At 69.3% G+C, this 12,032-nt stretch carries 11 protein-coding genes; 1 reads left to right on the top strand and 10 read right to left on the bottom strand.

The window, feature by feature from the left end:
* From AC3XYG_RS15735 to AC3XYG_RS15720, 4 genes are all read right to left on the bottom strand, one after another.
* On the bottom strand, positions 1 to 1,194 hold a 1,194-nt coding region (locus AC3XYG_RS15735), incomplete at its 3' end, for an AAA family ATPase (protein ID WP_489140788.1).
* 27 nt (positions 1,195 to 1,221) lie between these two features.
* The gene (locus AC3XYG_RS15730) at positions 1,222 to 2,052 is read right to left on the bottom strand and encodes an outer membrane protein assembly factor BamD (RefSeq protein ID WP_489140787.1); all 831 of its coding nucleotides are present in this window, start codon (positions 2,050 to 2,052) and stop codon (positions 1,222 to 1,224) included.
* 141 nt (positions 2,053 to 2,193) lie between these two features.
* A complete protein-coding gene (gene lpxC / locus AC3XYG_RS15725) occupies positions 2,194 to 3,156 on the bottom strand; it encodes a UDP-3-O-acyl-N-acetylglucosamine deacetylase (RefSeq protein WP_489140786.1) in 963 nt (320 codons plus the stop codon).
* A 254-nt stretch (positions 3,157 to 3,410) separates the two neighbouring features.
* Positions 3,411 to 4,286, bottom strand: a complete 876-nt coding sequence (locus tag AC3XYG_RS15720; RefSeq protein ID WP_489140785.1) for an oxidoreductase — start codon at positions 4,284 to 4,286, stop codon at positions 3,411 to 3,413.
* 144 nt (positions 4,287 to 4,430) lie between these two features.
* Here AC3XYG_RS15720 and AC3XYG_RS15715 point away from each other — a divergent pair, with 144 nt between their 5' ends.
* Entirely contained in the window at positions 4,431 to 5,057 is a 627-nt protein-coding gene (locus AC3XYG_RS15715) for a TetR/AcrR family transcriptional regulator (protein WP_489140784.1), read from the top strand.
* A gap of 135 nt (positions 5,058 to 5,192) precedes the next feature.
* On the opposite strand, the gene ftsZ is transcribed toward AC3XYG_RS15715, so the two are convergent.
* The 6 genes from ftsZ to AC3XYG_RS15685 form a co-directional block, all read right to left on the bottom strand.
* Positions 5,193 to 6,890: a cell division protein FtsZ gene (ftsZ, locus tag AC3XYG_RS15710; RefSeq protein ID WP_489140783.1), complete on the bottom strand. Its 1,698-nt coding sequence runs from the start codon at positions 6,888 to 6,890 to the stop codon at positions 5,193 to 5,195.
* Positions 6,891 to 7,014: 124 nt separating this feature from the next.
* Positions 7,015 to 8,277 carry a cell division protein FtsA gene (gene ftsA / locus AC3XYG_RS15705; protein ID WP_489140782.1) on the bottom strand — a complete coding sequence of 421 codons (1,263 nt, stop codon included), beginning with the start codon at positions 8,275 to 8,277 and terminating at the stop codon, positions 7,015 to 7,017.
* Between the two features lie 36 nt (positions 8,278 to 8,313).
* Positions 8,314 to 9,186: a cell division protein FtsQ/DivIB gene (locus AC3XYG_RS15700; protein WP_489140781.1), complete on the bottom strand. Its 873-nt coding sequence runs from the start codon at positions 9,184 to 9,186 to the stop codon at positions 8,314 to 8,316.
* Positions 9,174 to 10,091, bottom strand: a complete 918-nt coding sequence (locus tag AC3XYG_RS15695) for a D-alanine--D-alanine ligase (protein ID WP_489140780.1) — start codon at positions 10,089 to 10,091, stop codon at positions 9,174 to 9,176. Before AC3XYG_RS15695 ends, AC3XYG_RS15700 begins: the two co-directional genes overlap by 13 nt.
* Positions 10,088 to 11,524, bottom strand: coding sequence for a UDP-N-acetylmuramate--L-alanine ligase (murC, locus tag AC3XYG_RS15690; protein WP_489140779.1), 1,437 nt, complete (start codon positions 11,522 to 11,524; stop codon positions 10,088 to 10,090). The genes AC3XYG_RS15695 and murC overlap by 4 nt, the downstream gene beginning before the upstream one ends.
* Positions 11,525 to 11,536: 12 nt before the next feature.
* The coding region (locus tag AC3XYG_RS15685; protein WP_489140778.1) for a UDP-N-acetylglucosamine--N-acetylmuramyl-(pentapeptide) pyrophosphoryl-undecaprenol N-acetylglucosamine transferase at positions 11,537 to 12,032 on the bottom strand (496 nt) is incomplete at its 5' end.

Raw genomic sequence — 12,032 nt, 5'->3', positions numbered from 1 at the left:
CGCGTCGATCGCGGTGACGAAGCGGGCCCGCTCCATCTTCAGCGGCGGCAGTTCCTTCGCCACCGCGGCGTCCAGCTTGGCCGCGGCCTTGCGCCGGGCCTTGGCCAGCGCCTCCGCCGCCGTGACATAGCCGGCGCGGGCCTCGGCCGCCGCGGTGGCCAGCCGCGACAGCACCGCGGCGCGGTCCTCGACCAGCGCCAGCCGTTCGGCGAACTGCCGGCGCAGCTCGGGCAGCGCCTCGGCCTCCACCCCATGCTTGCGGGCCAGCGTGCGCAGCGCGTACAGCCGGTCCTCCAGCCGCTCCAGCTCGCCGGCGTCGAGGTCGATGTCGGCGGAGAAGCGTTCGATCGCGGCCGCGGCATCCGCCGCCTCGTCGGCAGCGCGGCCGATCTGGTCCAGGATCGGGTCCAGGCGCCCACCGGCGCGGTCGGCGATGCGCTGCAGCGCCTTCTGGGCCGAGACCAGCGACCGTTCGGCGCCGCGGTCGCCCGACAGGTCGGACAGGGCGGCAGCGACGCCCTCCATCACCCGTTCCCGGTGCTGCAACAGGGCCCGGCGCTCGGCCAGCTGTGCCTCCTCGCCCGGCTCCGGCGCCAGCGCCTGCAGCTCTTCGACCGAATGGCGCAGGAAGCCTTCCTCGGCCTGGGCACGCCCGGCCTCGGACAGCGCCTCTTCCTGCCGCCGCAGCGCCGCCCGCCAGACCTCCCAGGCAGCGGCGCAGGAGACGGCCAGGGCCTCGGCCCCGGCATAAGTGTCGAGCACATCGCGATGGGTCTTGGGGTCGAGCAGCCCTTGGGTCTCGAACTGGCCATGCACCTCGACCAGCCCGGCGCCGATCCGGCGCAGCAGGCCGATCGACACCGGCTGGTCGTTGACGAAAGCGCGGCTGCGGCCGTCGGCACCGACGCTGCGGCGCAGCACCAGCGTGTCGTCGACCGGCAGATCCTGTTCGGCCAGCAGCGCCTTCACCGGATGGTCGTCAGGCAGCAGGAAATCGGCGCTGACGGTCGCCGTCTCAGCGCCGTGCCGCACCAAGCCCGCATCGCTGCGGCCGCCCAAGGCGAGGCCGAGCGCATCGAGCAGGATCGACTTGCCCGCGCCGGTCTCGCCGGTCAGGGCCGACAGCCCTTCGGCGAATCCCAGCGCAAGCTGTTCGATCAGAACCACATTTCGGATCGAAAGCCCGGCTAGCATCGTCTCTCGCCCGTCTCAGACGGTCTCTCAGAATATCGAGCCGAGGGTGCGGTCGAAGAAGTCCTTGTCATCCGGCGGACGGATCCCGGAATCGGTCAGCAGCGCATAGGCGTCCTGGTACCAGGGATCACCGGGGTAGTTGTAGCCGAGCACCGCCGCGACATGCCGCGCCTCGTCGGTCAGGCCGAGCGAGACATAGGCCTCGACCAGGCGCTCCAGCGCCTCCGGCACCTGGCTGGTGGTCTGCCAGTTCTTGACCACGTTGCGGAAGCGGTTGATCGCCGCGTTGAAGTCGCCGCGCTTCAGGTAGAAGCGGCCGATCGACATGTCCTTGCCGGCCAGCTGGTCGTAGGTCAGGTCCAGCTTCAGCTTGGCGTCGCGGGCGTAGTCGCTGTCCGGGAACCGGGTGATGACGTCGTTCAGCGACTGCGTCGCCAGTTCGGTGATGCGCTGGTCGCGCGCGACGTCGGAGATCCGGTCGTAGTAGCACAGCGCCTTCAGATAGTAGGCGTAGGACAGCTCCTCGCTGCCCGGATGCAGCGAGATGAAGCGGTCCAGCGCCACGATCGCGCCGTCATAGTCGCCGCGCTTGTAGCTGGAATAGGCCGACATCAGCTGGGCCTTGGTCGCCCAGTTCGAATACGGGTGCTGGCGCTCGACCTCGTCGAACTTGGTCGACGCCGCCTTGAAGTCGTTGTCGTCGAAGGATTGCTGTGCCTCGGAATACAGCGTCTCCGGCGGCTCGTCGGCTGCCACCGTCTTCTTGTCAGAAGATCCGCCGCCACAGGCGGTGAGAAGAACGGCCGGCAGGACGAGCCCGATCCGCACCACGTGGCGAAACTGCAGACGCTTGTTCACTCGATCATCGCCTTCGGTTCTGTCCGGGCCCCTATATACCCACCCCGGACGCAGATGGCGAGACACCTGCGCGGGGAGGCGGAAACACGTCGTCCCTCCACGCCGGGCGAGGAGGGACGACGGCAGTCGACAATGATCGGATCAGGCCGCGTTGGCGGTGTGCAGCACGCCGGCCGGCACCTGCCGAACCCAAGGCTCTGCCGTGGTTTCGGCGCCGAAGCTGGTGTCGTAGCACCACGCGGTGTCGTCGGCGAACAGGGCCCGCAGCAGCTGGTTGTTCAGCGCATGACCGGCCTTGTAGCCATGGAAGTGGCCGAGGATCGGGGCGCCGGCGAGGTAGAGGTCGCCGATCGAATCGAGGATCTTGTGGCGCACGAACTCGTCTTCGTAGCGCAGGCCCTCGGCATTCATCACCCGGTCGCCATTGACCACGATCGCGTTCTCCAGCGAGCCGCCGCGGGCGAGGCCGTGACGGCGCAGCGCCTCGACCTCCTGCGCGAAGCCGAACGTGCGGGCGCGGGCGATCTCGGTCTTGAAGTTGCCGTTGGTGAGCCGCACCAGGCCTTCCTGATGCGCGATCGCGCGGCTGCTGAACTCGATCTCGAAGCTGAAGGTCGCGCTTGGCGACGGCGTCAGCCGGGCCCAGCGGTCCTCGGCGGTGACTTCGACCGGGCGCAGGATACGGATGCTGCGGCGCAGGGCGGCCTGGCTGACCAGCCCGGCGCATTCGATCAGGAACACGAAGGGGGCCGAGCTACCATCCATGATCGGCACTTCCGGCCCGTTCAGCTCGACCACCGCATTGTCGACGCCGCAGCCACGAAGGGCGGCCATCAGATGCTCGATGGTGCCAACCGAGACGTCCTGGCCGTTGCTGATCAGGGTGCACAGGCGGGTGTCGGTAACCTTGTCCCAGCGCGCCGTGATGCTGCGCCGGCCCTGGGGCACGTCGGTGCGCACGAAAACGATGCCGCTGTTGATGTCGCCGGGCCGCAGAACCATGGTCACGTCCTGCCCGCTATGCAGGCCGACGCCGGTGCATTTGATCGCGGTCTTCAGCGTCTTCTGCGTCGCCGCACCCGATTCCGCCGAGATGTGAGCCACGATGTGTGTCCTTCGCTTCGCCGACATGCACTTCGTTCGCCAAAGTGCTGATGTGTCGTCCCTTTCGGGAGGCTCGAACCCTAGCCCGGCCGGCGCGCAAGCAAAAATCACACTTTGTTTCGGACTGTTACGCGTCCCCGGCCGTTTCGAGCAGGCCGCGAACGCGGCTTCGACCCAAAGAAAAAGCCGCCCGTGAGGGCGGCAGGATCGCAAACACGAAGGCGGGTGATCCCGCCCCTCCCCCGAAGCCAGCTCTATCGTTCGGCAATAGCATTCAGGGCGGCGATCGCGTCCGGCGGCAGTTGCAGCTCCGCGGCCTTCACGTTGTCGCGCAGATGCGCGGCCGAGGCCGTGCCGGCGATCAGCAGGATGTTGGGCGAACGCTGCAGCAGCCAGGCGAGCGCCACCTGCCGTGGCGTCGCCTGGAGCGAGGCCGCCACGGCATCGAGCGTTTCGGACTGCACCGGCCGGAAGCCGCCCAGCGGGAAGAACGGCACGAAGGCGACATTCTGGGCCGCAAGCGCGTCGATGAACGCGTCATCCCGGCGATGCGCCAGGTTGTAGTGGTTCTGGACGCAGACGATGTCGGTCATCTCCCGCGCCTCCGTGAACTGGCGCGGCGTGATGTTGCTGAGGCCGATATGGCGGATCAGCCCCTGGCGTTTGAGATCGATCAGGACGGAGAGCGGCTCCCGCAGGGAGGCGTCCGTCGGCCCGAACGGCTCACCGAGGCGCAGATTGACGACATCGAGCGCCTGCAGGTCGAGATGACGCAGATTGTCGTGGACGCCGTCGGTGAGATCCCTGGCCGAGAGGGCGTGCGGCCATGATTTGTCCGGCGCCCGCCGTGCCCCGAGCTTCGAGACGATGACCAGGTCCTGCGGATAGGGATGCAACGCCTCGCGAATCAGCTCGTTGGCGATGTGGGGCCCATAATAGTCGCTGGTGTCGATGTGGTTGATGCCCAGCGCCACGACCTCGAGCAGCACGGCGAGGGCGGCGTCCCGATCCTTCGGCGGGCCCCAGACCTGCGGCCCGGTCAGCTGCATGGCGCCGTAGCCGATCCGGGTCAGCGCGATCGACGTGCCTGGCAGCGTGAAGCGACCGCCCGGACCGGGTTGAGAGATCATGGCTTCGGCTCCTTGCAAGCATCGGCGAGGCCGGCGCGGGGCTGCCGAGTCGCCTAATGACCGTTAACTTACGGCCGTAAGGTTACATATGTCAATTGTCTGGTAAGGTGGGCCCGAGAGATGATCGGCCGGGAGCCTGCAAGCATGGACGCCGCTGGATCGCGACGGCGCAACGTCAGGGGCGAGGGCGATCGCCTGCGCGTCGAGTTGATCGAGGCCGCCACCCGCGTGCTGGCGCGGCTGGGGCCCGAAGAGGCGTTTTCGCTCCGCGCCGTCGCCCGGGAGGCGAAGATCGCCGCGCCGTCGATCTACATCCATTTCACCGATCGCAATGTCCTGCTGCTCGCAGTGCTCGAGCGGCTGTTCAACGAACAGATCACCCTGCGCCGGGCGGCCGAAGAAGAGGCTGCGAAAGCTGGAGGCGGCGCCTGGGACCGGCTGCTCGCGGTGTCGCTGGCCTATATCCGGTTCGGGCTCGAAAGGACGGGGCACTACAAGGTTCTCTACGAAGGCCGCGCCGTGCCGCGGCTCGACGACCCGAAGCTGGCCAGCTTCGGGCAGCCGCTGCTGGTGCAGGCCACGGCCATGATCCGGGAGATCCTGGAGGCAGCCCCCGTGCCGCGCACCGAGGATCCCGAGCGGCTGGCCCTGCTGTTGTGGACCGCCCTGCACGGCATCGTCTCGCTGCGGATCAACAAGCCGACGCTCGACTGGCCCGAAGCGGCCGAACTGGCCGAACAGGTCACCCGGGCCCTGGTCCGCCCATCCTGATCCGGCCGTCCTGATCCGGGCCGGCAAAGAAAAAGCCGCCCGTGAGACACGGGCGGCAAGATCACAAAACAAGCAGGGTACAGCCACCGTCCGCAAGGGGAGCTTGCGGCCGGTGGTGGTCTCGGGACAGGCCCGTCAGTTCGCCTGGCGGCGGAGGAAGGCCGGGATATCAAGCGCGTCCTCCTCGCTGCGCGGCAGCGGCGCGCGGCCGGCGTCGATCGCCAGACGCTGCTGCGCCACCGGGCGCGGGGCTTCCGCCGCCGGGGCCGGGGCCCGCTGCGCCTCGGCCCGCGGCGCCGGCTCCTGGCGCAGCGTCGGCTGGGCGTGGTGCATCTCCTGCGGCTGCTCTTCCTCGCGCAGCAGGCCGGTCACCCGCCGGAACAGGCCCAGCTTCTTACGGCCGGCCTCGGCCGGCGCGGCCGGGGCGGCGGCAGGCGCCGCCTCGACCGGACGCTGCGGCACGGCCTGGCGCGGGGCGGCCTGGACCGGACGCGGTGCCAGGAAGCCGGGGCGTGCGCCGGCGGCCATCGCCTGGACCGGGGCCCGGGCTGCGACCTGCTGCGGCACCATCTCCGGTTCCGGCATCTCGGCCGCCGCGGCCTCGGCTTCCTCCGCCTCGGTCATCGGCGCGTACTCGTCCTCGGGCGCGGCTTCGACCGGCGCGGCCGCGACCGGCTGCTCGACCGCCGGGGCCGCCGGCTTCTGCACCGGCTGGGCCTGGCCGACGAAGCGCTGCGGCATCACCGGCGCCGGACGGGCGGGTGCGGTCGGCTGCTGCGCCGGGGCGGGCTGCTGCTGCCGGGCACGGTCACCCGAGGGCAGCGAGGTGGTGCCGTATGTCTGCGGCCGCGTGCCTTGAGCGTTGACCGCCATGTCGATGCCGGTGGCGACGACCGACACGCGGACGCGACCTTCCATGGTCTCGTCGAAGGTCGAGCCGAAGATGATGTTGGCGTCGGGGTCGACTTCGTCCCGGATCCGGTTGGTCGCCTCGTCGACCTCGTACAGGGTCATGTCAAGGCCGCCGGTGATGTTGATGAGGACACCCTTGGCCCCCTTCATCGAGATGTCGTCGAGCAGCGGGTTGGAGATCGCGGCCTCTGCGGCACTGATCGAGCGGCGCTCGCCCTCGGCCTCGCCGGTGCCCATCATCGCCTTGCCCATCTCGGCCATCACCGTGCGGATGTCGGCGAAGTCGAGATTGATCAGGCCCGGCTGCACCATCAGGTCGGTGACGCCGCGCACGCCCGAATGCAGCACCTCGTCCGCCATCTTGAAGGCGTCCGCGAAGGTCGTCTTCTCGTTGGCGATGCGGACTAGGTTGTGGTTCGGGATGATGATCAGGGTGTCGACATACTGCTGCAGCTCCTGCAGCCCCTGCTCGGCCATGCGCATGCGGTGCGCGCCCTCGAAGTGGAAGGGCTTGGTCACCACGCCGACGGTCAGGATGCCCTGCTCGCGCGCCGCGCGGGCGATCACGGGCGCCGCACCGGTGCCGGTGCCGCCGCCCATGCCGGCGGTGATGAACACCATGTGCGCGCCTTCGAGATGGGCGACGATGAGCTCCATCGCCTCCTCGGCCGACGCCCGGCCGATGTCCGGGCGCGACCCGGCGCCGAGGCCCTGGGTCAGGCCGGCGCCCAGCTGGATCCGCTTCTCCGACGCCGAGCCGGCAAGCGCCTGGGCATCGGTGTTGGCGACCACGAATTCGACCCCGGTCAGGTTGGCCCGGATCATGTTGTTGACGGCGTTACCGCCGGCGCCGCCGACGCCAACCACGGTGATCCGCGGCTGGAGGCTGACATCACCCTGCGGGATGCTGAGATTGATCATGTCGATGCTCCCCTACTTACCCTACTCACCCTGCGACCGCTTCCATCCGCCCCGATCCGTGGTCCCGGCGGCGCCCCGGATGGTCAGGCGCGCCGGGTTGAGTGGTCTCGTCCGAAGACTGGGCTCAGAGGTTGTCACGGAACCACCCCCCGATCCGGCTGAAGAAGCCGCCGCCGGTGGCGCCGCTCTCCTCCAGCCCCGGGCCCGAACCGACCAGGTCGGCAGGCCCCGAACTGGCGTAGGCCAAGAGGCCCGTCGCCGTCGAAAAACTCGGGCCCGCCGTGGCTTCGGCCAGGCCGTCGAGGCCGAGCGGCCGGCCCATGCGGACCTGCTTGTCCAGCACCAGCTGCGCCAGTTCGCGCGCGCCCTGCAGCTGCGAGGCGCCGCCGGTCAGCACCACGCGGCGGCCGAAGGCCTTGTCGAAGCCGCTGGCCTCGAGCCGCGAGCGCACCATCTCGAAGATCTCTTCCATGCGCGGCTGGATGATCCCGGTCAGCAGGCTCTTCGGCACATGGGTCGGCTGGCTGTCCTCTTCCTCGCCGACCTGCGGCACGTCGATGACTTCGCGGTCGTCGGCGACCGAGGGCAGGGCCGAGCCGTACAGCGTCTTCATCCGCTCGGCATGGACCACCGGGGTGGTCAGGCCGCGGGCGATGTCGTTGGTGACATGGGCGCCGCCGACCGGCAGGCAGTCGGCGAACACCAGCCGGCCCTCGATGAACACGGCCAGCGTGGTGGTGCCGCCGCCCATGTCGATCACGGTGCAGCCCAGGTCGCGCTCGTCCGGCACCAGGCAGGCCAGGCCGGAGGCGTAGGGCGACAGCACCACGGCCTCGACCTCGAGATGGGCCCGGTTGACGCAGGCGGTCAGGTTGCGCACCGCGCCGGTGTTGGCGGTGATCAGGTGCAGGTCGATGCTGAGCGACTCGCCGACCATGCCGCGCGGGTCGCGCACGCCACGGACCTCGTCCAGGCCGTAGCTGATCGGCACGGCGTGGATGACCTCGGCGTCGGTGGCGACGCTGCCGTGGAAGGCGCGCGCCGCCCGGCGCAGATCGTTCTCCGACACCTCGCGGCCGCCGACCGGCACCTCCAGCGACAGGCTCTGCGATGCCGGGTGGCCGCCGGACAGGTTGACGATCACCTCGTTGACGGTTTCGCCGGCCATCTGCTCGGCCGCCTGCACCGCCAGGGCGATGGTCTTCTCCGCCGCGTCGAGTTCGACGATGGCGCCGGCGCGGACGCCGCGGCTGGCCTGGTGGCCGATGCCGATCACCTGGGCATGCCCTTCGTCACCGACCCGGGCGATGAAGCACACGACCTTGGTGGTGCCGAGATCGACGGCCGCGACGATCGAGCCTCGGGCCCGAGTCCGGGGGCGGCGCATCGCGTTAAATCCCATGAGTGCCATCCGCCCCGCCCATCACGTCTTGTCCTTCGGCTGCGGCCGCTGCGCCGCCGCCGCGGGCGAAAGCTGGAGCACCATGCGATCGGCCAGGCGGAGATCCACCGTCAGCACGTCGCGGTCCAGCACGGAATCCTTGAGCTGCGCCTCCTCCAGCCGGGCCAGGGCCGGGCCGATATCGCCATCCGGCAGCTTGACGGTGACGTGGTTGTCGAGGACGAGATCCCAGCGCCGGCCGCCGATGCGCATCGCCGAGCGGATGCGGCGGGCGATATCAGGCGTCTTCGACAGGCCGTCGACCAGGGTCGCCGCGGTCTCCGCCGCATCGCCGCCGACCACCATCGGCAGGTCGGGGTAGTCGGCCAGCGACTGCACCGGTAGCACATGGCCGTCGCGGTCGATCAGGCTGAACTTCTGGTTGGCCTGCCACAACGCCAGCGGCACCCGCTCTTCGACCCGCACGAAGATCGTGTCCGGCAGCCGGCGTTCGACACTGGCGGACCGGATCCAGGGAATCTGCAGCAGTGCCGTCTGGGCCGCGTCGGGGTCGAGATCGAAGATCGGGTCGCCGCGGCCGACACCGAGCGCCGACATGATCGCGCCGCCATCGACCGAGCGCCGGCCTTCGACCAGCACTTCCTGCACCGAGAAGCCGGCGGCGACCGTCACGTCCATGGCGACGCCATGGATGCCCCGCCAGGCCGCGGTCAGCGTGCCGCTGGTCCAGAGTGCTGCGAGCAGGCCGAACACGGCGATGCTGCCCAGCGCGATGCCGCCGGTGCGCAGCGCCGCGGCCTGGCGGCGCGGCATCGGCCGGCGCCGCACCGAGGTGCCGGCAGTGGCACCGGCACGCCGGCGGGCGGCATCGGGCTCGGCGCTCAGCGATCGCATGCGGCGGCCTCCAGCAGCCATTCGCAGAGATCGGCGAAGTCGATGCCGACATGCTTGGCCTGTTCGGGCACCAACGAGATCGGGGTGAAGCCGGGCTGGGTGTTCAGCTCGAGGAAGACCAGACCGTCGGCACCCGGCTTGGAATCGTCCCAGCGGAAGTCGCTGCGGCTGATGCCGCGGCACCCCAAGGTCTGGTGGGCCAGCAGCGCCTGACGCATCGCCTCGGTGAAGACGATGTCAGGCACCCGGGCCGGCAGGGTGTGGACGGCGTGGCCTTCGGTGTACTTCGCCTCATAGTCGAAGAAGGCGTGGCTGTGCGCGATCTCAGTCACGGTCAGGGCGCGGTCGCCCATCACGCCGACGGTCAGCTCGCGGCCGGGGATGTATTCCTCGACCAGCGCATCGCCATAGCCCCAGGCCGCGAGGTCGATCGCCAGGGCGTTGTCGTTGCTGCGGACGAGGCGGACGCCGACGCTGGACCCCTCCTCAGCCGGCTTGACCACATAGGGCGGCTCGATCAGGTGGCGCTCGACCACCTGCTGCGGCGTCGCCACCACGCCGCGGGCGGTGCGGATGCCGACCGCGCCGACCACCTGCTTGGTCACCGGCTTCGACATGGCGATCGCCGAGGGACGGACGCCGGAATGGGTGTAGGGCAGGCCGAGCATGTCGAGCACGCCCTGGATGGTGCCGTCCTCGCCGCCCTTGCCGTGCAGCGCGTTGAACACGACGTCCGGCGCCGGTCGCAAGGCGCGCAGCAGCGCTTCCACGTCACGGCTGACATCGATCAGGTCGACGCGATGGCCGCGCCCGCGCAGCGCCGCAGCGACAGCCTTGCCGGAGACGAGGCTGACCTCGCGCTCCGCCGACCAGCCGCCATGCAGGACTGCAACGGTCTTGGTCATCGGCCCGCCCCCGCCACCCGCTTGGCGCGCAGCGCGTCGAGGTCGCCGGGCAGCGCATTGGCCCAGTAGGTGATGCTGCCGGCGCCGAGGCAGACCACGAAGTCTCCCGGCTGGGCGAGATCCTGCACCACCTGCGGCAGCGCCTCCGGCCCCGGCAGCGGGATCACGCGGCGGTGGCCGCTGTCGCGCAGCCCTTCGACCAGGGCCGAACGGGTGGCACCTTCGATCGGGGCTTCGCCCGCGGCATAGACATCCGCCACCACGACGACATCGGCGTCGTTGAAGCAGGTGCAGAATTCCTGGAACAGGCTGGACAGCCGGGAGTAGCGGTGGGGCTGGACCACGGCGATGACTTTATGCTTCTGGGCCGCGGCCCGGGCCGCCTTGAGCACTGCGGCGATCTCCACAGGATGATGTCCGTAATCATCGATCACCGTCACGCCGGCGGACTCGCCGGTCTTGGTGAAGCGGCGTTTGACTCCGCTGAAACGCGCAAGCGATTCGATGATCTGCCCGTCGTCCATTCCCATCTCATGGGCCACGGCGATTGCGGCCAATGAGTTCTGGATATTGTGTTGTCCGAGCATTGGCAACACAATATCGCGGATCATACGGCTTTTTCCGGACTGCCGATCCTGCAGCACGGCGGTGAAGCGAGAGCCGCGCGTTTCGATCGAAAAGTCGATCGCGCGAACGTCGGCCTGCGGGCTGAATCCGTAGGTGATGATGCGCCGGTCGGTGACGCGGGAGATCAGCGCCTGCACCTCCGGATGGTCGATGCACAGGACGGCGAAGCCATAGAACGGCGTGTTGGTGACGAACTGCTCGAACGCCGCCTTGACCGAGTCGAAATCGCCGTAGAAGTCGAGATGCTCGGGGTCGATGTTGGTGACCACGACGATGGTGGCCGGCAGCCGGGTGAAGGTGCCATCGCTCTCATCCGCCTCGACCACCATCCAGTCGCCCTGGCCGAGCCGGGCGTTGGTGCCATAGGCGTTGATGATGCCGCCATTGATCACGGTCGGGTCCATGCCGGCGCCGTCGATCATCGCCGCGACCAGGCTGGTGGTGGTGGTCTTGCCGTGGGTGCCGCCGATCGCGATCGACCATTTCAGGCGCATCAGCTCGGCCAGCATCTCGGCCCGGCGCACCACCGGGATGGAGGAGGCACGGGCCGCCTTGACCTCGGGGTTGTCGCTCTTCACCGCCGAGGAGATGACGACCACCGCGGCATCGCCCAGATGCGCCGCGGCATGGCCGATCTTGACGTCGATGCCGGCCTTGCGCAGACGCTGGACGTTGGCGCTTTCGGCCACGTCGGTGCCCTGCACGGAATAGCCTAGGTTGTGCAGGATCTCCGCGATCCCGCTCATGCCGATGCCACCGATACCAACGAAATGGATCGTACCAATGTCGAGCGGCATCTGCCTCATCGGGCGGTTCTCCTAAGAGGATCCTGTGGTGGTCCGCGCACGGCCGCCGGCCCTGCCTTCCGCGAGGGAAAGGACCAGATCGGCGAGTCGGTCGGCAGCATCCGGGTGGGCTGCGGCGCGCGCTGCGCCGGCGGCCTCGGCCAGAACGGAGGGGCGGGTGTACAGCGCTTCGAGACGCGATGCCAGCACTTCCGGAGAGAGATCGGATTGCGGCATCAGCCATCCGGCACCGGTGGCCGCGATGGCCTTGGCGTTGGCGGTCTGGTGGTCATCCATGGCGAACGGATAGGGCACCAGAATGGCCGGGCGACCGATTGTCGCGAGCTCCGCCACGGTCGACGCGCCGGAGCGGCAGATCACCAGCTGGGCGGCCGCCAGGCGGTCCGGCACATCGTCGAAGAAGGTCGACAGGGTGGCGTCGGCACCGATCGCGGCATAGCGGGCGCGGCAGGCCTCGATGTCCTCGGGCCGGCATTGCTGGACGATCGACAGCCGGGTGCGCAGCCCC

This window comes from Inquilinus sp. (assembly GCF_057815775.1).
This window is presented reverse-complemented; position numbering and strand designations above follow the sequence as displayed.

What these genes read in the sequence shown, in the direction of transcription:
- AC3XYG_RS15720 (WP_489140785.1), bottom strand. Translation starts at nt 4,286, where the DNA reads ATGATCTCTCAACCCGGTCCGGGCGGTCGCTTCACGCTGCCAGGCACG.
- AC3XYG_RS15715 (WP_489140784.1), top strand. Translation starts at nt 4,431, where the DNA reads ATGGACGCCGCTGGATCGCGACGGCGCAACGTCAGGGGCGAGGGCGAT.
- ftsZ (WP_489140783.1), bottom strand. Translation starts at nt 6,890, where the DNA reads ATGATCAATCTCAGCATCCCGCAGGGTGATGTCAGCCTCCAGCCGCGG.
- ftsA (WP_489140782.1), bottom strand. Translation starts at nt 8,277, where the DNA reads ATGCGCCGCCCCCGGACTCGGGCCCGAGGCTCGATCGTCGCGGCCGTC.
- AC3XYG_RS15700 (WP_489140781.1), bottom strand. Translation starts at nt 9,186, where the DNA reads ATGCGATCGCTGAGCGCCGAGCCCGATGCCGCCCGCCGGCGTGCCGGT.
- AC3XYG_RS15695 (WP_489140780.1), bottom strand. Translation starts at nt 10,091, where the DNA reads ATGACCAAGACCGTTGCAGTCCTGCATGGCGGCTGGTCGGCGGAGCGC.
- murC (WP_489140779.1), bottom strand. Translation starts at nt 11,524, where the DNA reads ATGAGGCAGATGCCGCTCGACATTGGTACGATCCATTTCGTTGGTATC.